This is a genomic window from Tatumella sp. UBA2305, from assembly GCF_002345795.1.
GTDB classification, from domain to species: Bacteria; Pseudomonadota; Gammaproteobacteria; order Enterobacterales; family Enterobacteriaceae; genus Tatumella; species Tatumella morbirosei.
Map to the genome: position 1 here is coordinate 278,578 of NZ_DDVT01000021.1, position 24,557 is coordinate 303,134.

General features: G+C 49.8%; 21 protein-coding genes. 11 read left to right on the top strand and 10 right to left on the bottom strand.

Annotated features, from left to right (window positions below):
- Positions 1-19: 19 nt before the first annotated feature.
- From tldD to csrD, 8 genes are all read right to left on the bottom strand, one after another.
- Positions 20-1,465 (bottom strand): metalloprotease TldD, encoded by a 1,446-nt coding sequence (tldD, locus tag B3Z23_RS15185; protein ID WP_294911920.1) that lies wholly within the window; start codon positions 1,463-1,465, stop codon positions 20-22.
- A gap of 68 nt (positions 1,466-1,533) precedes the next feature.
- A complete protein-coding gene (gene yhdP, locus B3Z23_RS15190) occupies positions 1,534-5,346 on the bottom strand; it encodes an AsmA2 domain-containing protein YhdP (RefSeq protein ID WP_294911628.1) in 3,813 nt (1,270 codons plus the stop codon).
- Positions 5,347-5,496: 150 nt separating this feature from the next.
- Complete coding sequence (gene rng / locus B3Z23_RS15195) at positions 5,497-6,966, bottom strand: ribonuclease G (RefSeq protein ID WP_294911629.1); 1,470 nt, start codon at positions 6,964-6,966, stop codon at positions 5,497-5,499.
- On the bottom strand, positions 6,956-7,549 hold the full coding sequence (locus B3Z23_RS15200) for a Maf family protein (protein WP_294911631.1): 594 nt from the start codon (positions 7,547-7,549) through the stop codon (positions 6,956-6,958). Before B3Z23_RS15200 ends, rng begins: the two co-directional genes overlap by 11 nt.
- Before the next feature lie 8 nt (positions 7,550-7,557).
- Positions 7,558-8,049 carry a rod shape-determining protein MreD gene (mreD, locus tag B3Z23_RS15205; protein WP_038016801.1) on the bottom strand — a complete coding sequence of 164 codons (492 nt, stop codon included), beginning with the start codon at positions 8,047-8,049 and terminating at the stop codon, positions 7,558-7,560.
- A complete protein-coding gene (mreC, locus tag B3Z23_RS15210) occupies positions 8,046-9,056 on the bottom strand; it encodes a rod shape-determining protein MreC (RefSeq protein WP_294911633.1) in 1,011 nt (336 codons plus the stop codon). The genes mreD and mreC overlap by 4 nt, the downstream gene beginning before the upstream one ends.
- Before the next feature lie 139 nt (positions 9,057-9,195).
- Entirely contained in the window at positions 9,196-10,239 is a 1,044-nt protein-coding gene (mreB, locus tag B3Z23_RS15215) for a rod shape-determining protein MreB (RefSeq protein ID WP_025903794.1), read from the bottom strand.
- 320 nt (positions 10,240-10,559) lie between these two features.
- A complete protein-coding gene (gene csrD, locus B3Z23_RS15220; protein ID WP_294911636.1) occupies positions 10,560-12,512 on the bottom strand; it encodes an RNase E specificity factor CsrD in 1,953 nt (650 codons plus the stop codon).
- A gap of 231 nt (positions 12,513-12,743) precedes the next feature.
- Between csrD and msrP the strand changes: the two genes are divergently transcribed.
- From msrP to fis, 10 genes are all read left to right on the top strand, one after another.
- Positions 12,744-13,754, top strand: a complete 1,011-nt coding sequence (gene msrP, locus B3Z23_RS15225; RefSeq protein WP_414716499.1) for a protein-methionine-sulfoxide reductase catalytic subunit MsrP — start codon at positions 12,744-12,746, stop codon at positions 13,752-13,754.
- Positions 13,754-14,368 carry a protein-methionine-sulfoxide reductase heme-binding subunit MsrQ gene (msrQ, locus tag B3Z23_RS15230; protein WP_294911640.1) on the top strand — a complete coding sequence of 205 codons (615 nt, stop codon included), beginning with the start codon at positions 13,754-13,756 and terminating at the stop codon, positions 14,366-14,368. The genes msrP and msrQ overlap by 1 nt, the downstream gene beginning before the upstream one ends.
- Positions 14,369-14,596: 228 nt before the next feature.
- A complete protein-coding gene (gene aroQ / locus B3Z23_RS15235; RefSeq protein WP_294911641.1) occupies positions 14,597-15,049 on the top strand; it encodes a type II 3-dehydroquinate dehydratase in 453 nt (150 codons plus the stop codon).
- 21 nt (positions 15,050-15,070) lie between these two features.
- Positions 15,071-15,538 carry an acetyl-CoA carboxylase biotin carboxyl carrier protein gene (gene accB, locus B3Z23_RS15240; protein ID WP_294911643.1) on the top strand — a complete coding sequence of 156 codons (468 nt, stop codon included), beginning with the start codon at positions 15,071-15,073 and terminating at the stop codon, positions 15,536-15,538.
- A gap of 10 nt (positions 15,539-15,548) precedes the next feature.
- Complete coding sequence (accC, locus tag B3Z23_RS15245) at positions 15,549-16,898, top strand: acetyl-CoA carboxylase biotin carboxylase subunit (RefSeq protein WP_038016787.1); 1,350 nt, start codon at positions 15,549-15,551, stop codon at positions 16,896-16,898.
- Positions 16,899-16,967: 69 nt separating this feature from the next.
- Positions 16,968-17,210 (top strand): DUF997 family protein, encoded by a 243-nt coding sequence (locus B3Z23_RS15250; protein WP_294911645.1) that lies wholly within the window; start codon positions 16,968-16,970, stop codon positions 17,208-17,210.
- The gene (panF, locus tag B3Z23_RS15255; protein ID WP_414716496.1) at positions 17,194-18,657 is read left to right on the top strand and encodes a sodium/pantothenate symporter; all 1,464 of its coding nucleotides are present in this window, start codon (positions 17,194-17,196) and stop codon (positions 18,655-18,657) included. The genes B3Z23_RS15250 and panF overlap by 17 nt, the downstream gene beginning before the upstream one ends.
- Before the next feature lie 11 nt (positions 18,658-18,668).
- Entirely contained in the window at positions 18,669-19,550 is an 882-nt protein-coding gene (gene prmA / locus B3Z23_RS15260) for a 50S ribosomal protein L11 methyltransferase (protein WP_294911649.1), read from the top strand.
- A gap of 384 nt (positions 19,551-19,934) precedes the next feature.
- Positions 19,935-20,900: a tRNA dihydrouridine synthase DusB gene (dusB, locus tag B3Z23_RS15265; protein ID WP_038016779.1), complete on the top strand. Its 966-nt coding sequence runs from the start codon at positions 19,935-19,937 to the stop codon at positions 20,898-20,900.
- A 24-nt stretch (positions 20,901-20,924) separates the two neighbouring features.
- A complete protein-coding gene (gene fis, locus B3Z23_RS15270; RefSeq protein ID WP_000462905.1) occupies positions 20,925-21,221 on the top strand; it encodes a DNA-binding transcriptional regulator Fis in 297 nt (98 codons plus the stop codon).
- A 189-nt stretch (positions 21,222-21,410) separates the two neighbouring features.
- On the opposite strand, the gene B3Z23_RS15275 is transcribed toward fis, so the two are convergent.
- Together B3Z23_RS15275 and B3Z23_RS15280 are read right to left on the bottom strand one after the other, a co-directional pair.
- Positions 21,411-22,379 (bottom strand): PDR/VanB family oxidoreductase, encoded by a 969-nt coding sequence (locus B3Z23_RS15275; RefSeq protein WP_294911883.1) that lies wholly within the window; start codon positions 22,377-22,379, stop codon positions 21,411-21,413.
- 11 nt (positions 22,380-22,390) lie between these two features.
- Entirely contained in the window at positions 22,391-23,422 is a 1,032-nt protein-coding gene (locus tag B3Z23_RS15280) for a Rieske 2Fe-2S domain-containing protein (protein WP_294911885.1), read from the bottom strand.
- A gap of 125 nt (positions 23,423-23,547) precedes the next feature.
- On the opposite strand from B3Z23_RS15280, the gene B3Z23_RS15285 reads away from it, so the two are divergent.
- Positions 23,548-24,465 carry a LysR family transcriptional regulator gene (locus tag B3Z23_RS15285; RefSeq protein WP_294911887.1) on the top strand — a complete coding sequence of 306 codons (918 nt, stop codon included), beginning with the start codon at positions 23,548-23,550 and terminating at the stop codon, positions 24,463-24,465.
- The last annotated feature ends 92 nt before the right edge of the window (positions 24,466-24,557 follow it).

Sequence of the window (24,557 nt, forward strand, 5' to 3'; positions counted from 1 at the left end):
CAGATAGAACTACAGAGAGTCAGGCGGTACCACCCACGGTCAGTTTATCCAGTTTTAAGGTCGGCTGTCCGACACCCACTGGCACACTCTGACCATCTTTGCCGCAGACACCTACCCCCTTATCCAGCGCCAGATCGTTACCTACCATCGAGATCTGTTGCATGGCTTCGATGCCGGAACCGATCAGCGTAGCACCTTTGACAGGTGTAGTAATTTTACCCTTCTCAATCAGATAAGCTTCTGAGGTTGAGAACACAAATTTCCCGGAAGTAATATCCACCTGCCCGCCACCAAAGTTCGGGGCATACAGGCCAAACTCCACACTTTCGATAATATCCTGAGGTGTGGATTCTCCCGCCAGCATATAAGTGTTTGTCATACGTGGCATCGGCAAATGGGCGTATGATTCACGGCGTCCATTACCGGTCGGTGCAACGCCCATCAGGCGGGCATTCAGTTTATCCTGCATATATCCTTTCAGAATACCTTTTTCAATCAGGACGTTATACTGACCAGGTACACCCTCATCATCAATTGCCAGCGAGCCACGGCGGTCGGATAGGGTTCCATCGTCTACGACGGTACAAAGCTCTGAAGCCACCAGTTGTCCAACTTTACCGCTAAATACCGACGTTCCACGCCGGTTAAAATCACCTTCCAGGCCATGCCCCACCGCTTCATGCAGCAGTACTCCGGGCCAACCGGCACCCAGAACAACAGGCAATGCTCCTGCAGGTGCAGCAACCGCAGACAAATTCACCAGTGCCATACGCACCGCTTCTTTAGCCCAGGCGTCAGCACGAACTTCACCGGATTCATCGGCAAGGAAAAATTCATACCCTGTCCGGGCTCCACCACCACTGGCTCCTCGTTCACGTTTCCCCTGGGAGTCTACCTGAACACTGACTGACAGCCTGACCAGTGGACGGATATCTGCGGCTAGTGTGCCATCGGTTGCCGCGACCAGTACCTGTTCATAAACCCCGCTCAGGCTGACACTCACCTCCTGGACACGCGGGTCTGCAGCACGTGCTGTTTTATCCACCCGGTGTAATAACGCAATTTTCTCTTCACGGGTCAGGCTGTCCAGCGGGTTCAAAGCCGGATACAACGGGGTATGAGTGACTTCTGCCAGGGTTTTCACTTTCCCGTTGCCAGATTCACGAACTATACTACGGGCGGCATCGGCGCTCTGTTGCAAAGCTTTCAGAGTCAGCTGATCAGCATAAGCAAAGCCGGTTTTTTCACCACTGATCGCCCGGATGCCCACACCCTGATCAATATTCCACGAACCGTCTTTAATAATACCGTCTTCAAGCACCCAGGACTCATGGTAACTGGACTGGAAATAGAGGTCGGCATAATCCAGACGGCGTTCTGAAAGCTGGCTTAACAGGGAAAATAAATCCTGCTGTTTAATATTATTAGCAGTTAGCAGGTGCTCACTTAGCAGGTTCAGTGTCATCATTTCTCACTCGTATAATTACGTTTAGATATAGCCTGCTGTAATTCTGCTCTGCCGTCAAATTTGTCTCATTCAGCGGTGCGTGGCTTACGTAAAACTTCATGAATCTGCGGATCATCCATAGTACCGCCTATGTGATAACGCAGGAGTGAAATCTTATTCCACAACGGTGCCAGAACCTTACTGGCAGCAAATACCGCCGCCCCGACGACCGGATTAATCACAAAGGCTGTCGCTACCCCTACTGATGCTGAGAGTTCCGGAGCCACTACAGCTTCGAAGTCCAGCCGGCGACGGACGAAGTCTGCCTGTCCCTTCATAGCAATATCCGCTTCCAGTCCATCAATCAGTAAGTTATCAGTTTGCAGCACACCATTTTGTATCCATGCAGTACCGTTCACGGAATCAAAATAGAATCCTTTGTCACTAAAGGTATCTTTGAAATCAAAACTTAACTTACGCAACAGCGCATCGACACTGACCAGCCGCAACAACTGCCCAGCCCGGCCAGTACTGACATTTTCTATCACACCTTTACCGGTATGCAGTTTCAATATACCACTGATTGTTGAGATCTCCGGCTTCCACGGCACATTTCGCCAATGCAAATCGTAGTCCAGTTTTAGCGGAGCCTCTCTCACCGGGGTTGACGTACCAAACCATTGCATCGTCTGACCGATATCGTCACTGGTCAGCTGACCTTTTAAGGCTGTACGTGGTGCGCCCGGGATATTGTCCCACTCACCATTTACCTTCAGTTTAGCGTGACCGGTATTCACCTCGCCGTTTGTAAGTACTAACTTAGTTCCGGAAGGTGCCAGAGAAGCAGAGATTTTCCCGAAATTCTGTCCGGAGAACCAACATTGCTGACAATTCAATTGTAATGCTGGCCACTGAGTGAAACTGAGCGTAGAAGGATTGGACATTTTTCCACTCAGCGGATTTCCTGAGGCCGATTGTGGGTTGTAATAGAGATAATCAAGATTCAGTCGCCACGGCTGATGATTATTTATATTTAGTACACCACGAATTTCTTTACCGGACGCGGTCACAGTGGTATTACCAGACATCGATTCCGCCAGTGATACCGTTAAATCATTCCAGCGTTGCCCTCCCAGGTTGAGCGAGGGCGTATGTAATTCAACATCACCAGGAAGTTGCACATGACTGCCGGTACTGCGTAACTCATTAGTATCATTATTATTTTTATTATTAGTTAACAGCGCCAGCCAATCTTCCCCGTTGAGAGCCGGCAAATTCACGACCATCGCGGCTTTATCCGGAAGAGCGGGTGTCTTATTTGTATGATCTTTCCAGATACCCCGGTCGAGCCTCAATTGGGGTGTCAGTAACCAACGGCTGACAAAATGCTGGTCACCTTTGATGCTGCCACTCAAAATAAAGCTCTGCAGATTCCCGTTAACATTGACGTCTATTGGCAGATGGCCACCGCCTGGCTTATCCAACGGCGATGGTAAGTGACTACTTACTTCACCTGCATCTCCGGTAATATTGACTTTATAGCTGGCTTCACCATGATATGGCAGACTGATATCCACCTTACTTTTCCAGGGGAGATTTCCCTTTAGCCGTGAGCGCAACGCAGCAGGTAGCACCGATATTGATTCAGGGTGCCAGACAGATTGCAGACCAACATTCACCGCAAAATCATTTTTCTGTTCGAGCGTCGAGAAGTTAAATGTCACCGGCTGCCCATACCACTGTGCCTGGATAGGATCGCTGGTCAGCGCGCCATTCACATAGCGGAAATTACCGTGTAGATTTTTCAGCGTCGTCTTCAGTGGCTGGATAAACAGGTCGTTATTATTAAAGACGACATTACCGGTCGCGGTAACCAGTTTGCCATTCAGCGGGATATCCAGATTAAGATGTCCGCTGACATCCCCTTTAATTTGCAACTGTGCCAGGGCCGCTGCCAGCGATTTTGCCAGTGGAGTTTGTTTAAAGTAATCATGAATATCACTACCACTGCCAGTAATGTCACCATTAATTATCAGTTTTTCCTGCCGGTAGTCCGGAATATCCGCGGTAACGTTGGCTGCCGTGGCATTTCCCAGTTGGGCCAGCGGGGCTTTCATCCATAATCCATCATTAACAAAATTCAGGTCGATATTCAGATGGTTAAGTGCAGGCCAGCCCGGCTGGAAAGCATAAGTCGCCTCCGTTAACGGAACGCTCACCTGAAACATGCCTTCATTATGACGGAACGGGAAATCATGAGGATTCCCGGCGAAAATCAACGTCGCGTTACGGGTTGTTCCCCCTTTAATGGCTCCGCTCAGGTAATCTGTCAGGTTTTTTCCCATCAGATTCTGTGGAAAATAGCGCCATGCATCACCAGCATCCAATACGTTAATCCCGGCCAGAATATCCAGCCGTGGTTTTCCGTCTTTAAGCTGCTGATAGCTAAAATCTCCCCGGGTTTCGACCGAACGGGCGCTGGCTTTTAGGTTTTTCCCTTCCAGGAGCAGGTTACCGTCACGGGTATCCCAGGTCAGTTCACCCGAGAATTGCCCCATTTCCAGCGGGGCACGAAATTCACTCCCAACGGTTATATTTTGTGGCCCTCCGGAGACCCTCAGTTGTCCGTGATCAAAGCTGCCGCTCCCCGATCCGGATAATCCCGTTATCGCAGGCACTGATTCCCAGCTTTTCCAGCTAAGATTGTGCCAGCTGGCCTGGAAACGGCTGGTTTGCGGTTTTGCCAGCGAAAAATCGATTGCCAGACTATCCACGGTACCTTCCGGCTGCAATGACTGCCATTGTCCGGCCAGCTCAGGTGCCAGCGGTGCCATCAGAGGGACCAGTGAAGCCATGCGCTGCAAATCAAGATGAGTCGCCCTGACTCTGATTTCAGAAGCATTAGCGGCACGCAGTAAATTATTTTGTTCGGGCTGCCAGTACAGTGACAATTGCCCCTGAGGCCAGCGTTGCTGGTCTGTTTCAATACCCGTCTGAGGGATAGATAGCGCCCATCCCTTACCTGACCTGGACAGATGAGCCGTCAGATCATCGACGGTTAACTGATGCAACTGAAGACCAGCCTGCCAACTGGCGCTGCCTTTACTCAGCTGCAGATCTCCTGAGTCGACAGCTCCATTTTTCAGATTAATCCACGCCGTCAGACTAAAATCAGCACTCTGCAGTGTCGTGTTATCATGCATCCAACGTCCCAGCCAGGGTTTAACATCTACCTCATCGGCCTGCAACCAAATACGTCCACTGTCAATGAGCTGTTTTTCATCCTGCAGATCAAGCCGCACCTGAATAGCGCCATGCTGCCCGGTGAAACTGGTCAGCCCAACTTCACCTTCAGCACGATGACGTTTACGCTCATTAAACCAGGTCAGTTGCGGGATCGCTAACTGCACCTGCTGACCGGATGGGGAAGGAAAGGTGATATTACTGTCGCGCAATACAAAGTGGTCAAACTGGCGAAGAAACAGACTTTGTAGCTGCTTAGGGGCCAGGTGACCGCCACTGCCGGGAGAGGCTTGTGGTAACGAAGGAAGATCCAACTGCAACTGCCAAAAAGTCAGATCACGAAACTGTAATCGCGCATGAAGTAAAGACTGCCAGACATCCAGCGCCAGCCGGACATGAGAAATAGTCAGGGTAGTACCATCGTCAAGTGTACTGCGCAGATCTTTAATATCGACCGAAGGGCCAAAGGTTTCCCAGCGGCCTGTAAGCTCACCCGCCTGGATATGGCTGTCGGTCGCCGACGAAACAACCGACAGGATCTCAGTACGGTACTGGTTCATATAAGGCATCAGGATACGGAGACCACTGATCAGCAACGCGACGATCACGATCAGCGTAGCAACTATCAGTGATAATATCCCCGGCAAACGCCTCACACACTTCTCCTTGATTCACACCCGGTAATCAGACCCGGATATACAAAATACAAAACTATCTGCGGCCGGGCCGCTGATATTGCATTATAGCCGATCAACAACTTAACATCCCTGTTAACGCGCAAGACTTTCCCCGTAAGATTCAGGAAGTCACATCATAACGACATCAAACTGTTCCTGGTTATACAGTGGCTCCGCATGAATTTTCACCGTCTTACCGATAAAAATTTCCAGTTCCGCGAGCGCGTGGGACTCTTCACTTTTCAACGCTTCGGCAACCCGGGGGGACGTATAAACCAGGAAACGATCGGTATCGTATGCATGGTGCACCCGCACAATTTCACGCATAATTTCGTAGCACACTGTTTCTACAGTTCTGACCGAACCACGCCCCTGACAGGCAGGGCACTGACCACATAACACATGCTCAAGGCTTTCCCGGGTGCGTTTGCGGGTCATTTCCACTAACCCTAAGGCTGAAAAACCATGGATACCGGTTTTCACCCGGTCACGGCTCAACGCAGTTTCAAGCGAATGAAGTACCCGGCGACGATGCTCTTCATCGGACATATCAATAAAGTCGATGATAATGATCCCACCCAGATTACGTAACCGAAGTTGCCGTGCAATCGCCTGAGTCGCTTCAACATTGGTGTTAAAGATCGTCTCTTCAAGATTACGATGGCCGACAAATGCCCCGGTGTTAATATCAATGGTCGTCATGGCTTCGGTCTGATCAATAATCAGATAGCCACCGGATTTCAGCTCAACTTTACGTTCCAGCGCCCGCTGAATTTCATTTTCGACATCGAATAAATCAAATATTGGCTGCTTCCCGGAATAGAGCTCCAGCTTACGGGTAATTTCCGGCATATATTCCGATGTAAAGTCCAGCAACAACTCGTAGGTCTGCCGGGAATCGATACGAATACGATCAAGTTCGGCTTCTGCAAAATCTCTGAGTACCCGCTGAGCGAGGGCCAGTTCACCATAAAGTAACGAACGTGTCTGATTCCGTTTTTTGCGCTCTGATACCTTACCCCATAATCGTTTAAGAAATGCAGCATCGCGGGCCAGCTCCGTTTCACCCACCCCTTCGGCGGCTGTTCGGATAATAAAACCTCCGTTTTCGTCGCAATAATCTGCTACGACTTTCTTCAGTCTTTCGCGTTCCTGTTCGCTTTCAATACGCTGAGAAACGCCGACGTGTGAAGCCCCCGGCATAAAGACCAGGTAACGGGAAGGTAAAGTGATATCGGTAGTCAGACGGGCACCTTTGGTCCCTAAAGGTTCCTTAACCACCTGAACCATCAGGTCCTGCCCCTGACGCACCAGCTCAGCGATATCACGGACACTGAATTTTTTCTGTTCATCACCGGCAACACACTCAGTATGCGGCATAATGTCTGAGGCATGAAGAAAGGCAGCTTTGTCCAGTCCGATATCTACAAATGCGGCCTGCATGCCTGGTAAGACGCGGCTGACTCTGCCTTTATAAATATTTCCGGCAATACCCCGGCGGGATTCTCTGTCAATATGGATTTCCTGCAGAATTCCACCGTCAATATAAGCCACCCGGGTTTCTGAAGGGGTGACATTTACAAGTAATTCAGCCGTCATGTTGATCCTTTTCCGCCGCTAAAAGTTGTAACTGGTCGAGCAGCTCTTCCGTTTCCACCAGCGGCAGACCTACGACTGCAGAATAACTGCCTTCGATAGACCTGACGAAACGTCCCCCTTTTCCCTGAATACCGTAGGCTCCTGCCTTGTCCATAGGCTCTCCACTGGCAATATACTGCGCAATATCACGGGCATTCAGCTGACGAAAAGTGACCTGAGTGGTCACACTGGTCGTCAGACTGTGCTGACGATTAGCTACGGTCACCGCGGTTATCACCTGGTGCGTTTTTCCTGACAGCGCGTTCAGCATCCGGCAGGCATCTTCTTCACTGCAGGGCTTCTCCAGCACTCTGCCTTCAGAAACAACGATAGTATCCGCACCGATAACCGGCAAGTTTCGGGGGGCCACCCGGACGCCTGCCAGAGCTTTCTCTGCCGACAGACGGGATACATATGCCTGCGGAGACTCGTCCTTACGGCGCACCTCTTCCACATCGGTGATCAAACGTTCAAAAGTAAGGCCTGACAAAGCCAGTAACTCCTGACGACGCGGGGAGGCAGAGGCAAGATATAAACTGAGCATAATTTCACTCACTGAACGGCAAACTGATAACGAATTTTACGCATTAGCAGGAACAACCAGGGCCAGAGTACCCCATTGACTATTCCGCCCCAGAAAATCTCTGGTCGGAAAGCCACATCGCTGACCAGAAACTCCGCCCAGAACACTACAACATCCACAAATAACGATAACACTGTCACCATGCAGGCTTGTTGCCAGAGGGCAAGATTTCGGAATAACTGAAATTTATAAGCTACCAGATAGGCTACGAGGCTTAAAGCCAGTGCCCTGACTCCCAGCGTTGAACCGACAATAAGATCCATCACCGCACCCAGAAAAAAGCCGGTACCCACATTGACCCGATGAGGTAATGCCAATACCCAGTAAAGCAGAATCAACAATAACCATGATGGCCGGAACATATAGATCTGTTCCGGCCACGGCATAACTTCAAGAATCAGAGCAACAAGAAAAGATAACCAGATGACCCAGCGTCCCTGACTGCGATAACGACTACTCAAGGACGGTCTCCACGCGCGACTCCGCTCGCCGGAGGAACGGTAGCTCCGGCCGCAGGGGCCGTATCATCGCTGGCGGGTGCTTTACCCGCTTCACCCGCCGGCGGCAACACCTGAGGCATCATCTGTAACAGCCGATCATCGGCAGCCTGGCGAACAGCTTCCGGAGTCACGGAAGCTCCGTCATTATTTCCGGTGTTCCACAGTAGTAACAGATAACGTAGCCGCTGGAGTCCGGCGGTTGGTTTCGCCTGAATAACCGTCGTTGCGCGCCGGGTATCTACAGTCACAGAAGAAACCACAGCCACCGGGTAACCTTCAGGGAAACGTCCCCCCAGTCCGGAACTGACCAGAACATCCCCCACCCGAATATCCTGGCTACCCGTCATATTTTCCAGTTGCAGATCTTCTGAGCATCCGGCACCCGAAGCAATCGCGCGGACATCATTTCTTAATACCTGAACCGGTAAAGCATGGGATGCATCGCATACCAGCATGACCCTGCTGCTGAATTTACCGACGGACACCACCTGACCAACGACCCCTTTATCGCTAATCACTGGTTGGCCTTCATAAACGCCGCTGTCACTTCCTCGATCAATGATCACCTGGTCACTGTATGGATCCGCTCCCGCAGAAATTACCTGAGTGATCATTTTACGCTCACCAGGACGTAGCGGTGAGCCCAGCAGCTCCCGCAGACGAATATTTTCCTGCTTATATTGTCCCAGTAACAACAGCTCACTATTTTTCAGCATCAGTTCACGGCGCAGCGCATTATTCTGTTGTTCAAGCATTTGACGCGACGCGAATGTCTCTGCAGCGCCATCCAGGAAACGTCTCGGGCCATCAGCCAGAAAGTAGAATGGACTTACAGAGGTATCAAGATAGCTGCGAATTTCGCGGAAAGAACCCACGCGGCTATCTGCAACGATGATCGCTATCGCAGCAATCACGGCTAAAACTAAGCGTAACTGCAGAGACGGGCCTCTGCTAAAAATCGGCTTCATAAATCCTGCGTGTTCCTCGACAAATATTAAGGGAGTGCGATTAGCCTGCACTCCCTTAGGCTGGACACGTCATCATTGGGTGTTCACAAGCAACGTGGCTGGCGGACTCCACCAGCCATCACTTCAGTCCTGTCAGCTATTACTCTTCGCTGAACAGATCCCCGCCATGCATATCTATCATTTCCAGCGCTTTACCACCACCACGGGCAACACAGGTCAGCGGATCTTCAGCAACTACCACCGGAATACCGGTTTCTTCCATCAGCAGGCGCTCAAGGTTACGTAACAATGCACCACCACCGGTCAGCACCATACCGCGCTCCGAAATATCGGACGCCAGTTCCGGCGGGCATTGTTCCAGCGCGACCATCACAGCACTGACAATACCCGTTAATGGTTCCTGCAATGCTTCGAGAATTTCATTTGAGTTCAGAGTAAATCCGCGAGGAACACCTTCAGCCAGATTACGACCACGAACTTCAATCTCCAGCACTTCATCGCCCGGATAAGCTGAACCAATTCCATGTTTGATTCTTTCAGCAGTGGCTTCGCCAATCAGCGAGCCATAATTACGACGGACATAGTTAATGATAGCCTCATCAAAGCGATCACCACCAATACGTACAGAAGAAGAATAGACCACTCCGTTCAGAGAGATCACCGCAACCTCAGTGGTACCCCCACCAATATCCACCACCATCGAGCCGGTTGCTTCAGAAACCGGTAATCCGGCACCGATAGCAGCAGCCATTGGCTCTTCAATCAGGAATACTTCTCGGGCACCCGCACCCAGTGCAGATTCCCGGATAGCACGGCGTTCTACCTGAGTGGCTCCCACCGGAACACACACCAGTACGCGCGGGCTTGGGCGCATAAAGCTGTTACTGTGAACCTGTTTGATAAAGTGCTGGAGCATTTTTTCAGTCACGAAAAAGTCAGCAATAACACCATCTTTCATTGGACGGATGGCTGCAATATTACCGGGTGTGCGGCCCAGCATTTGTTTAGCTTCCTGGCCAACCGCTGCAACACTTTTTGGCGAACCGGCACGATCCTGACGGATAGCAACGACAGAAGGCTCGTTCAGCACGATGCCTTGCCCTTTTACATAAATCAGGGTATTGGCGGTACCCAGGTCAATGGACAAGTCATTTGAAAACATGCCACGAAATTTTTTAAACATACTAAGGGGTAATCCTGCAAGCTGGGGGCGGAAAATAAAATCCGCTTACTTTACCAACCACTCGAAGCCGCCACAAGGCGCAACAACATTCTGCTTCGGTGAAAAAATAATCAATTGTACATTTGTGTTATTGCGTACTGTGGCAACACTCATCACAGTACTGTAAACCCGACATTTTTCGGCCAGAAGCTATGACCACAAACTAAAGCCAGAAACAAAATCTAACATTTAGTTTTTTTAATTTTCCGGCCCCGGCCAATCTGTTCCGATAGCGCGTTCCCCGGTTAAGGAAATACACCACGACTCAGCCGCTTTTTTCTCTATTTCACCGGCAAACTCCGCCGGGAAACAGTCTGTGCAAATTTAACCGGTAAGGGTGGCGCAATATAGTCACCTTGTCCACCGTTGACACCTAAATTTACCAACATCTGCCACTCTTCCCGGGTTTTCACTCCGGTAGCAAATACTAGTGTAGAAGCCGAAAGGCAGTTCTCCACCAGGCTACTCACTAATAACTGGTTTTCTGGTCGGCGATCGATATTGCGCACCAGCCCGGCATCCAGCTTAATCATCTCTATTTTTACTTGCTGCAGGTATTCACTGCTTACCAGGGTCTGCCCCGCCTGGCTAATAATAATCCGGCAACCAAAAGCGTTCAGTGCTCGCAGTACAGGGAACAACCGATTGATATGTTGACCCACATCTGCTTCAGCAAGTTCAAATAAAAAGTGTTTTCTTTGCGAACGGGGAATATCTAACAACATCTTATAAAGCCAACGGACAAATGGTCCCTGTAACAAAGCTTCGGTTGTCAGCGGAAAAGACCATGACCCCGGCACCGCTCCGGCAGCCAGATTCGCTATCCTCGCCAGCCACTGACGATCCCAGCGAGCGGCTAATCCCAGTGAGCAAACTAATGGCATATATTCTGCCGCTAAAACGTATTTATTGTCATCTTTAATTCGGCCCTGTAATGCTCGGTGATGAACATAACCTTGCCTGTCTATTACCGCTTTCTGGTACAGTTCAGGTCCTCCCAGTTGACAGGTTTTTTCCAGTAATGTCCGCCAGCGTACGCTTCCACGTCCCGCAATACTGATATTCCCCTCCTCCACCGCCCAGTTATTCCCTCCCAATAAAGTTGCTCTGCGCATCGCCAGTTCCAGTCGTTCCATGACTCCGGACACTGACTGGCCACGCTGCCAGTCGCTGATAGCTATGTGTATAAAGTCTTCTTTATCGTAGTTATGCAGGGGAGACAAACCGTCGGCGGCGGTAATTAATTTTGCAGCAATACCTTCGGCCTCCTTCAGTGAACGGTGTGGCAGAAGTAGCGAAAAATCCTGATGAAAATAGCGCGCCAGTAATGCCCCGGGGTAACAGGAAAGCATCGCTGACAAGCCATGAACCAACTCAAATAACTGTTGATTATCAGCATGTTCTTTAACTCCGGAACCCGCAGACGAAGATTCAGTAAAACGGATCATCATAATGCAGCCATGCTCGCCGGCATCTTCCTGTTCATCAAGTAATGTCGCAAAGCGGGATTCAAAGAACAGCCGGTTATTCAGGCCACTTTCGGTGTCCAGTGAGGCAAATTCACGAATTAAAGTTTCAATCCGCGCGTGCCGAACTCCTGCCTGTTCAACTTCGTGCAGCAAACTATCGAGTGCCTGCCCCACCTGTAATGGCCATTCCTGTTGGTGGGCTCTGACACCGAATGATCGTTCGCCACGTAATATTCGCTCTGTACGGGCTTCCAACAGCGCTATTCCCATTGACTGGCGGTGCATCCAGAGATGCAGCAATATTAAAAGCACTGACATCGCCAGTACGACAAGCGCCATAAATATAAACGTTGAGATTCCGATGAATGAACGCAGCCAGGTTAACACCGGGTTCAGAATGGCAATGCGCACGGTAAGCGAGGGGTGATGCAGTAACGTGGTTGAAAAATGATAAAACTGATTCGGGGTATCTTCCAGTAGCGGCACTTCCTGACGTCTCAGAGCGAGAACAACCTGACGGCCATCATAGAGCTCAAGTCTTTCGATATTCACCACCGGCATGATCCCGCGCAACCAGTTTTCCATATCCTGCGGCCGGTGGGTGAACAGAGCCTGATCCATTGATGTGGCCAGAGTATTGAACTGGTGCTCGATCCGTTGTTTATTCAGCCAGAGAAAACTGGCAATACATCCGGCTAACATCAATAACATTGCCAGCATACTGGCAAAAGTAATGATCGCCGTAAGGCGGGCAGTTGAACGCATCCCTGTTCTCCCTGAAATTCCTCTAAACAATGTCACGCCCCTTGTGACAAGCAAGCAAAAAATAACATAAGTTAGCTGATCAGACAGTGCCAACTCGTGTCAAACACGCTTTTTTACGTTATTCCCTATACCAGAACAAATCTTCGCCAGATATTATGGTGTGATATCGCAAAGGCAGTTCCGACAAAACGGACCAATGCCTGGTACAGAGCCTGACCACCACGAAGGAACCTGCCGATGAATAAACCGTTAAAAGAATCCGATGTCACCCCGGAGCAGGTATTTAACCGTACCCGACGGGAAATTCTGAAATTACTGGGGATCAGCGGTGCTGCATTGACCCTGCCCGCTACGGCGAACGCAGAAATTACTGACTGGCTGACCGGCTCTTCAGACAGCCCCGCACCGGCCAGAGGAACACATCCGCTCCGCTTCAGTTCTCCGGCTGAGTGGCAGGCTAAACTGACACTGACCCCTGAGAACAAGGTTGAAGGCTACAATAACTTCTATGAGTTCGGTATGGATAAAGCGGATCCCGCTGCCAATGCCACACATTTCAAAACCTCACCATGGCAAATCAGTATTGATGGCGAGGTAGCCCACCCGCTGACACTGAGCATGGATGATATTTTTAAAAAATTTCCTATGGAACAACGTATCTACCGGATGCGCTGCGTTGAAGCCTGGTCAATGGTCGTGCCGTGGATAGGTTTCAGCCTGGCATCATTATTGAAAATGGCCGAACCCACCAGTAACGCTCGCTATGTTGCTTTTCAGACTTTGTATGATCCAAAGCAGATGCCCGGACAACAGGAGAGTCTTAACAGCGCTGGTCTGCATTATCCGTATGTTGAAGGTTTACGACTCGACGAGGCAATGAACTCACTGGTCCTGATGACCACTGGCGTATATGGCAAAAGTTTACCACCACAAAATGGAGCGCCACTGAGGCTGATTGTGCCGTGGAAATATGGCTTCAAGGGCATAAAATCGATAGTAAAAATCAGCCTGACACGCGAACAGCCACCCACCACCTGGAATCAGTTGGCCTCAAACGAATATGGTTTCTATGCCAATGTTAATCCACATGTTGATCACCCACGCTGGTCACAGGCTACAGAACGATTTATTGGTCCCGGCGGGTTATTTGATGTCAGTCGCCAGCCGACTCTGATGTTTAACGGTTATGCCGACCAGGTGGCTTCTTTGTATAAAGGCATGGACTTACGGAGAAACTTTTAATGTCAGCACAGAACCACCGGACACCACGCTTACTGGTGGCATTCAAGTGTTTGCTGCATATTCTCGCTTTTAGCCCTTTCATTTATCTGGTGCTGGCAGTGCGTGCTGGCGAATTTAGTGCCGATCCAGCCAAAGATATTCAGCACTTCACCGGCCTGATCGGGCTCAAACTACTGCTGTTGACACTGCTGGTCAGCCCGCTTTCGCGCTGGCTACACCAGCCGTTACTGATGCGTTGCCGCAGACTGATCGGATTATGGTGCTTCACATGGGCGACCCTGCATCTGTTGAGTTACTATTTTCTGGAACTGGGGGTGAATAATATTTCGTTGCTGGGCCAGGAAATTATCCGCCGTCCCTATCTGACTCTCGGCATGATCAGCTGGTTAGTATTATTTTCTTTAGCAGTCACCTCTTTTCGTCGCATTCAGATCCGAATGGGACCACGCTGGCAAAAGCTGCACAACGGTATTTATTTGCTGGCCATCCTGGTTCCGGTACATTATCTGTGGTCAGTGAAAGCCTACTCCCTACAACCCTTTATCTGGTTCGCTCTGGCATTGCTGTTATGCGCGTTGCGTTACAAAAAATTGCTGCGGAAAACCGGCTTCTGAATATATCTGATTGGCTTCTGTGGTTAAATTCTGTTAAAAAACCCCACAGGCACATAAGTGATAAACTTCGCAGATAAACTGACTAACCTGCGGCGAATTGCAACGAAACAGGTATAATTAAAACCCACTCCCCCTCTCAAACCGTCTTTTTCATCAGAATGGGTGACAAATGGTGGCAGGGAGAGTATTTTACGCGATGTCTTTATTATTGCAGGAGATAGCCACACGATGGCTGACAACTTTCATATTTTAGTTCTGAATGGTCCGAACCTTAATTTACTGGGTACCCGTGAACCGGAGACCTATGGTCATACCACATTGCAGGATATTACCAGTGGATTGAATCGGCTCGCACAAGAACTTAATGTGGGAATCAGTCACCTGCAATCGAATGCGGAATATCAGCTGATTGACCGTATTCACGAGGCACGAGGCAATGTGGATTATATTATTATTAATCCTGCCGCATTTACGCACACCAGCGTAGCCCTGCGTGATGCATTGCTGGCGGTCAGTATTCCTTTCATCGAAGTGCACCTGACTAATGTGCATGCCCGTGAACCTTTCCGCCATCATTCCTATCTTTCGGATGTTGCCGCCGGCATTATTTGCGGATTAGGCCCCGACGGATACACATGGGCTTTACATACGGCAGTTAAACGCCTGTCAAATTCAAATTAAACAGAGTACGGAACCACACTCATGGATATTCGTAAAATTAAAAAATTGATCGAACTGGTTGAAGAATCCGGCATCGCTGAACTCGAAATTTCAGAAGGTGAGGAGTCAGTTCGTATCAGCCGTACCCCTGCAAACATGGGTTACCCTGTCATGCAACAGGCTTATGCCGCACCAATGCAACCAGCCCCTGCTGCTGCTCCGGCCGTTGCTGCTGCCCCTGCAGCTGAACCTGCAGCTGCCAGCAAAGAGCTGAGTGGCCACATTGTCCGTTCACCCATGGTCGGTACTTTCTACCGTACCCCAAGCCCGGATGCTAAAGCATTTGTGGAAGTCGGACAAAAAGTGACTGCCGGTGAAACACTGTGCATCGTTGAAGCAATGAAAATGATGAACCAGATCGAAGCCGATAAATCTGGTGTTGTCAAAGCAATCCTGGTAGAAAGCGGCCAACCTGTTGAATTTGACGAGCCACTGGTCGTCATCGAATAACGAGGCAACCATGCTGGAAAAAATAGTTATTGCTAACCGTGGTGAAATTGCCCTACGTATTTTGCGTGCCTGTAAAGAACTGGGCATCAAAACTGTGGCAGTGCATTCCACAGCGGATCGTGACTTAAAACACGTACTGTTGGCAGATGAAACCGTTTGTATCGGTCCTGCTCAGTCGGTTAAAAGCTACCTGAATATTCCTGCTCTGATTTCAGCCGCAGAGATTACCGGCGCTGATGCTATTCACCCGGGATACGGATTTTTATCTGAAAACGCTGATTTTGCAGAACAGGTCGAACGCTCAGGCTTTATCTTCATTGGTCCGAAAGCCGATACCATTCGCCTGATGGGTGATAAAGTTTCTGCTATTCATGCGATGAAAAAAGCAGGTGTTCCTTGCGTACCAGGCTCTGACGGATTCCTGGGCGATGACATGGACAAAAACCGTGAAATTGCAAAACGCATCGGCTATCCGATCATCGTTAAAGCCTCTGGCGGCGGCGGCGGACGCGGTATGCGTGTGGTTCGCGGCGAAAAAGATCTTGAGCAATCCATTACTATGACTCGTGCGGAAGCTAAAGCGGCTTTCAATAACGATATGGTTTATATGGAAAAATACCTGGAAAATCCTCGTCACGTCGAGATCCAGGTAATGGCGGATGGTCAGGGGAATGCTATTTATCTGGCTGAACGTGACTGTTCAATGCAGCGTCGCCACCAGAAAGTGGTTGAAGAAGCTCCGGCACCTGGCATTACTCCGGAACTGCGTAAATTTATCGGTACCCGCTGTACTCAGGCATGTATTGATATCGGTTACCGTGGTGCGGGTACGTTTGAATTCCTGTTTGAAAATGGCGAGTTCTATTTCATCGAAATGAACACCCGTATTCAGGTTGAACATCCGGTGACTGAAATGATCACTGGCGTGGACCTGATCAAAGAACAATTACGTGTTGCCGCGGGTCTGCCGCTGAGCATTAAACAGGAAGATGTTGTGGTGCGCGGCCATGCGATTGAATGTCGTATTAACGCCGAAGATCCAAATACCTTCCTGCCGAGCCCGGGGAAAATTACCCGTTTCCATGCTCCGGGTGGCTTTGGCGTTCGCTGGGAATCACATATTTATTCCGGTTATTCTGTACCGCCGTATTATGATTCAATGATTGGTAAACTGATCACTTACGGTGAAACCCGTGAGGTCGCCATCTCCCGCATGATCAATGCGCTGGGTGAGTTGATTATTGACGGTATTAAAACCAACATCGATCTACAGTTAAAAATTATGGCTGACGAGCATTTCCAGGCGGGTGGAACCAATATCCACTACCTGGAGAAAAAGCTGGGTCTGCAGGAAAAATAATTTTTTTCTGGATTTAACCCAAGGCCGGATTTTCCGGCCTTTTTATTTGTCTTGTGGTTGAGGTTTGCGATGGATCCTCGCTTTATTCAGGCCCATAAAGAGGCACGCTGGTCATTATTACTGACTATTGGCTGGCTGATTGTCTGGGCTGCGAGCGCGTGGCTGGGAGGAAATACTCCGGGCATTACCGGTTTTCCCCGCTGGTTTGAATTATCCTGCCTGTTTGCGCCACTGTTATTTCTGTTTTTATGCGCTTTGATGCTGCGTTTTATATTTCGCGACATCCCGCTGGAGGATGCCGGTGAACAGTAAAATAATGATTCCTTTGCTGGCCTATCTGCTGGTCGTCGCTGCCCTGTCGCTGTTTGCCGTGTGGCAACAGAAACGAGCCAAAGGTTCTTTCCTGAGTGAGTATTTTCTTGGAGGCAGAACACTCGGCGGCTTTTTACTGGCAATGACACTGACAACAGCTTATGTCAGTGCCAGTTCATTTGTCGGAGGCCCCGGGGCTGCTTATAAATATGGCCTGGGCTGGGTGTTTCTGGCTATGGTGCAGGTGCCCACGGTCTGGCTGTCGTTAGGTGTACTCGGCAAAAAGTTTGCTATTCTGGCCAGGCGTTATAACGCCGTCACCCTTAACGATATTCTGTATGCTCATTTCCGCAGCTCACTGGTAGTCTGGCTGGCCAGTATAACATTGCTGCTGGCCTTTATTGCGGTTATGACCGTGCAGTTCATTGGCGGAGCCAGATTACTGGAAACCGTTGCAGGTGTTCCTTATACCCGAGGATTATTGATTTTTGGTGGCGTAATCGCTCTCTATACGGCACTGGGAGGATTTCGGGCTAGCGTGTTGAACGATGCCATGCAGGGCATTGTGATGCTGGCAGGCACTTTTCTGCTGCTATTTGCCGTACTTCATGCTGCCGGTGGCCCATCACAGGCAGTGACCGCCCTGAAGTCGATTGATCCGTTGCTTACCGAGCCACAGGGCGCCGGAAATATAATCAATGGTCATCTGTTGGCCTCATTCACTGTGCTGGTCTGTTTTGGGGTACTGGGACTCCCGAATACCGCAATCCGCAGTATTGCTTATCGCGACAGTAAAGCAATGCATCGTGGCATTTTTATTGGCACCCTGATGATGACACTGCTGATGCTGGGAATGCATCTGGCCGGTGCCCTGGGTCGGGCGGTCATTCCAAATCTTACGGTGCCTGATTTGGTCATTCCGACACTGATGATAAAAGTCCTGCCACCGTTTGCTGCCGGAATCTTTCTTGCCGCACCAATGGCCGCAATCATGTCGAATGTGAATGCTCACTTACTTCAGGCATCAGCCACGATTATTAAAGATCTGTACCTGAGAATATCCCCACAACGGTCAACAAATGAACGTCATTTACGTCGGCTGTCTACCGGGTTGACGCTCGCTCTGGGGCTGCTTCTGATACTGACGGCATGGCGGCCACCTGACATGATTATCTGGATGAACCTGATGGCATTCGGTGCACTGGAAACGGTATTTCTCTGGCCACTGCTGCTGGGTTTATACTGGAAACCAGCAAATGCAACAGGAGCTGTCTACAGTATGTTGTGTGGCGCGGTCAGCTACGCATTACTGGCCAGTTTTAATATTCACTGGTGGAATTTCCACCCGATTGTTCCGTCACTGTTACTGAGTCTGGCCGCGTTTCTGATTGGCAACCGGCTGGGTAAACCAACACCCCGTACCCCGCTGTCGGGTGTGAAGAGATAAAGAGATACGTTATGCCTTGGATCCAAATCAAAATTAATACCTCTGGTGCTCACGCTGAAGAGACAGGTGATGCACTTATTGAAAGTGGTGCGGTATCTGTCACTTTTCAGGATACGCACGACAACCCAGTGTATGAACCACTACCAGGAGAGACCAGGTTGTGGGGGGATACGGATGCCATAGGTTTGTTCGATGCCGAAACCGATATGCAACAGGTGATAGGTATGCTGGAGCAGCAACCACAGCCGGGCCCGGGTTTTCGCTACAAAATTGAACAGATTGAAGACAAAGACTGGGAACGTGAATGGATGGATAACTTCCATCCAATGTGTTTCGGTAAACGGCTGTGGATTTGTCCTAGCTGGCGGGAAGTCCCGGATCCTGGCGCAGTCAATGTCATGCTGGACCCGGGGCTGGCCTTTGGTACCGGTACCCACCCTACCACTTCGCTATGTCTGAACTGGCTGGATAGTCAGGATCTGACAGGAAAAACGGTGATCGACTTCGGCTGTGGTTCCGGGATCCTGGCGATCGCCGCACTTAAACTGGGCGCCCGTCATGCTATCGGCATCGATATCGATCCTCAGGCTATCCAGGCAAGCCGTGACAATGCGGAACGTAACGGGGTATCTGACAAACTGGATCTTTACCTGCCACACCAGCAGCCGGACGGACTGAGCGCCGATGTCGTCGTCGCTAATATTCTGGCCGGCCCCCTTCGCGAACTGGCTCCGTTAATCGGTGTACTGCCTGTCAGTGGCGGTAAACTGGCACTGTCTGGTGTACTGGCAAGTCAGGCCGAAGATGTTTGTTCAGCCTATACCGATAAGTTTGTTCTGGACCCCGTAGCTGAGAAAGAAGAGTGGTGTCGTATCACAGGTAAACGGAGATAAGTTTTCGACAGGGTTGGGGGACCAGACTGCAGGATTTGCGTTCTGGTGCCTACTGCTAAAATGCGTGTCAGTAAAACTGTCTGGCGATTTTTTAGTGGGTATCTGCCCTTTTATGACAAATTTTGTACTACAGATATGCTGTAAATTGTCCTGCGGGCTGTTTTTTATCTGGTATATCGGGGCAAAAGAAAGAATTTTTTTAAGTCACCAGACCTGGATAACAACATAAGTCATTGATATTTTTACTTATGTTAAATTATTCATTCACGAAAGATGAATTTACGTGATCAATGACGGTATATTGTTCAAAGTTTGGCCTTTCATCTTCGCAAAAAAATGCGTAATATACGCCGCCTTGCGAACATATAAGGTCATCTCTTTTCCATGCGCATTGGTTCATACCAGCTCCGAAACCGACTGATAGCTGCGCCAATGGCCGGTATTACCGACAGGCCATTTCGTACGCTTTGTTTCGAAAATGGTGCAGGTATGACGGTATCGGAGATGATGTCATCCAACCCTGAAGTTTGGGCCAGTGACAAATCCAGATTGCGTATGGTGCATAGCGATGAGCCGGGTATTCGCTCAGTACAAATTGCCGGTGGTGACCCTGATGAGATGGCTGCGGCTGCACGGATTAATGCTGAATCCGGTGCCCAAATCATTGATATCAATATGGGCTGCCCCGCCAAAAAAGTGAACCGAAAGATGGCTGGTTCTGCATTGCTCCAACATCCGTCGCTGGTAGAGTCTATTCTGCGGGCGGTGGTGAATGAAGTTGATGTTCCGGTGACTCTGAAGATTCGTACTGGCTGGGATACCGAAAATCGCAATTGCATAGAAATTGCCCAATTGGCTGAACGTTGTGGCATTCAGGCGTTAACTATTCACGGACGAACCCGGGCTTGTCTGTTTAACGGTAACGCAGAATACGACAGCATTCGGACAGTTAAGCAGAACGTGTCCATTCCCGTCATCGCGAATGGAGACATTACTGACCCGCATAAAGCCAGGGCTGTGCTTGACTACACCGGAGCGGATGCTCTGATGATAGGCCGTGCAGCCCAGGGAAGACCGTGGATCTTCCGGGAAATCCAGCATTATCTGGACACAGGGGAGCTGCTTGCGCCAAAGCCACTCGCTGAGGTGAAGCAAATGCTGATTGGACATATACGGCAACTGCACGACTTTTATGGTCATGGCAAAGGATACCGTATTGCCCGAAAACACGTTTCCTGGTACCTGCAGGAACATGCTCCTGATGACCAGTTTCGGCGCACATTCAACGCCATAGAGGATGCCAGTGAACAACTGGAGGCGTTGGAGGCATACTTCGAAAATCTTGCGTAAACGAAAAAAAGAGCTGAAAGAACTATGTTCGAACAACGCGTAAATTCTGACGTACTGACCGTTTCTACCGTGAATTCACAGGATCAGGTAACCCAAAAACCACTTCGTGACTCGGTTAAACAAGCACTGAAGAACTATTTTGCTCAGTTAAATGGTCAGGACGTTAATGACCTGTATGAGCTGGTATTGGCTGAAGTTGAACAGCCTTTGTTGGACATGGTGATGCAGTACACCCGTGGCAACCAGACCCGTGCAGCACTGATGATGGGTATTAACCGTGGTACTCTGCGTAAAAAACTGAAAAAATACGGCATGAACTAATCGTTCATACGTAACAGTTTGAAAAGAAAGGCACTATCCTGACGAGGACAGTGCCTTTCTGTTATGGAGTATTGGCCAGTTTATGTTTTTACTCTCATCAGCGCGCAAATTATGACGTTACTTTTAAACACCGTTGACTTGCTTAAATCTCAGGCTTATTTCTGCCTTAAAATTTCATAGCCATTCGTTTCACAACGCAACCACCAGCTCCCCTGAATGGCTTCGGGAGCAGCACAGGGCGATATGTTGTTGGTCGGCTGCTTTTTCCCCCTCCGACTGGACGGTGTCCCGGTGATCTACCGTGCCGGAAACCACCGGGGTCAGACAGGCACCACACATACCCATTTCGCAGGAAAGTGGAATATCTACACCATTCTCCAGTAGCACGACGGCAATGGTTTTATCCGCAGGAACAGTAAACTGCTCACCGGTTGAGGATAATGTGACGGTAAAAGCACCACTGTCATCGACAGACTGAGGGAGCTCCGGTGGACGGAACGCTTCTGTATGGATACTGGCTTTCTGCCAGCCCTGCCGGATAGCATTCTCCGTCATTTGCGTCATAAATCCTTGCGGGCCACACAGATAAATATGAGAATCCCCGGCAGGAGTCAGTAATTCTTCAGGTATATGCGTTCTGGGTGAGTTTCCGTCACTGCTATACCAAAAATCACATTGACCATGTTGTAACGGCCGCGAAAGCTCACGTGTAAATGCGGCACTGTTACGACTTTTCAGATAATAGTGAAGCACGAAGGGTACGCCAGTGGCTTCAAGCTCTTCTGCCATCGCATAGAGCGGCGTAATACCAATACCCGCCGCCAGTAAAATAACTTTTTTCGCAGGAACCAACGGAAATAAATTTTTAGGTTCAGAAACTGACACTACCTGTCCGGGACGCAGCACATCATGCACATAAGCAGAGCCACCCCGCGATGTTTTCTCTCGCGCGATACAGATTTCGTATTGAAAGGGATTGTCCCCCTTCCCCGTCAGAGAGTACTGGCGGATCAAATTGTTGCGCAGTTGGAGGCTAATATGTGAACCGGGAGTCCAGTCCGGAAGTGGCCGGCCATCCCGCGACACCAGGGTCACCCCCAGGTTATTATCTCCCTGGCGGTAAAGTGCATCGACAATCACATCAAAAGATATCGTCATCACATGGCTCCCTAAACCAGGAAAAACTCACCGAAACCCATTTTTTTAAGGCTACGACGATAGGCAATAGAGCTTCGGTCTGCCGGAATGTGAGCTTCCAGGGACATATCCAGTGGCAGATTCTCAGGCATCTGTGTTTCCACCATCAGCCGGTCCTCTTCAAACACCCGCTGATTAAAGTCATACACATCCTGAACCGGGATATGCAGGTCAAAATTTCGGGCAATCGGGGCAAACATGCGCGTTTTCCTTGCCGACACCGGTGAAGCTGCATTCATAATGACCAGCCGTGATTCGCCCGGGAAATGGATAGTCAACGTGGCGGTAAAAGGCAGGTGCATTTCAAAGTGCCGTAGCCACGAAAAACCTTCGGGCGCCTGGTCCTCAGAATCTGCGGCATAGTTGCTGACAGTACTCCAGTAATCAACACTGAAACCATATCCGGTATCCACCGGGTTATATGCAGGCACAACCTGATTTTCAGGATCAGCAAAAGTATCAGTATGAATCCACGCAAAATGGGCTACATCAAGAAAACCTTCCACCTGACGTCCTGCAAATCCGTTGACATCAAACCCGGGACAGTTGATCTGCTGAAAGCCAGGTTCCTCCCACAGTGGCATCACCGGCAGACTGACCGGATTTTCAGAGTCAGGCAGCATACAGACCCAGACCAGACCATAACGCTCTTCCACACCAAAGGTGGTGAGATTAAGTTTTGCCGGAATTGCCTGATCGGGGCTTGACGGAATACGGTTGCATCTCCCCCCGGCACCGAACCGCAGGCCGTGATATGGGCAAACAATGCCACCTTCATCGGCAAATCCCAGACTCAGTGGAACACCACGGTGCGGACAAATATCTTTTGCCACGACAATTTCCTCACCGGTTCGGTACACCACTAGCTGTTCATCCAGCAACACAGTTTTGTAGGGCGAAGTCGTGACATCCACTGAACGGGCAACCGGATGCCAGTGACGCGCCAGACGCATCCAGTCATCCGGTTCAAACGTACAATGTGCAGGAGGTGAAATTTTATTCATAGCAGCGTCCACTTCAGTCATGTGTAATGGCTTAGATATTGTCAGGACATTCTGTGTGAACTAAGGTGTATCAGTCAATCAGCATTAATGCACATACATGTTGCAAAAAACTGTACAGGTAATTCATGACACCGTTCTCACGTTTCGCTGTATATTTCGCGGAAGTTGTCCGCAGCGGTAGCCTTCGTAAAGCTGCCGAGAAGCTGCATGTCTCAGCATCAGCGATTAATCGCCAGATTTTGCAGGCAGAAGACAGTTTTGGGATTGCCTTATTCGAGAGGCTACCCGAAGGTATGCGTATGACAACTGCAGGAGAACTGCTGTACAGCGACCTGCTTCGCTGGCAGCGTGATTTCAGTCTGACACAGCAACGTTTTGATGAGATCCAGGGGCTTAAGCGTGGCAAGGTAACCGTCGGGTTAGTTCAGGCCCTGACTGAAGGGGCATTGTGCGGAGAAATTTCGGCCATTGCCCACGAACAGGAGTGGCTCAATCTGCAACTAATGGTTGAAAGTAGTGCTGTAGTCACAAGGATGGTCAGAGATTCAGAAGTAGATTTCGGTCTGATCCTCGATCCTGGTGCAGTCAGTGGGATCGAGGTGATCGCCTTCGCCGAACTTGAAATGGGTGTGATCCTGCCTACGGGTCACCCTCTCAGTTCACGCTCTGTTATTTCCCTTTCAGAACTACGTGACGAACGACATATCATCCCTGGTGGCGGCCTGGTGGTACATGAACGTGTCCAGTCACTTTACAATCGTTCGGGTCAGTCACCGGAATCCGTTATTTCTTGTAATGATATTCGTCTCATCCGCAGCCTGGTCACCCGCGGAGCGGGTATTTCCGTGCTCAGTCGGCTGGATGTGATGGAAGATATCAACCTTAAACGGTTATGTTTCATCCCACTGAAAAACAGTGAGATGAGACCCATCACCCTGGGATTATGCACGGCTCCTTCCAGACAACTCTCGAGAGCAGCCCAACATGTCATCCAGCGACTGTCAGGAATTATCGAAACAATGAACAACGGTCTTTATCGCTGAAGACCGTCTGAGTGACTGGTGGAATTACTGTGGTAAGGGCATAACGCTCCATCAGGAGACCATGGCCTGCAAACCAATACCGTTGACCCCAC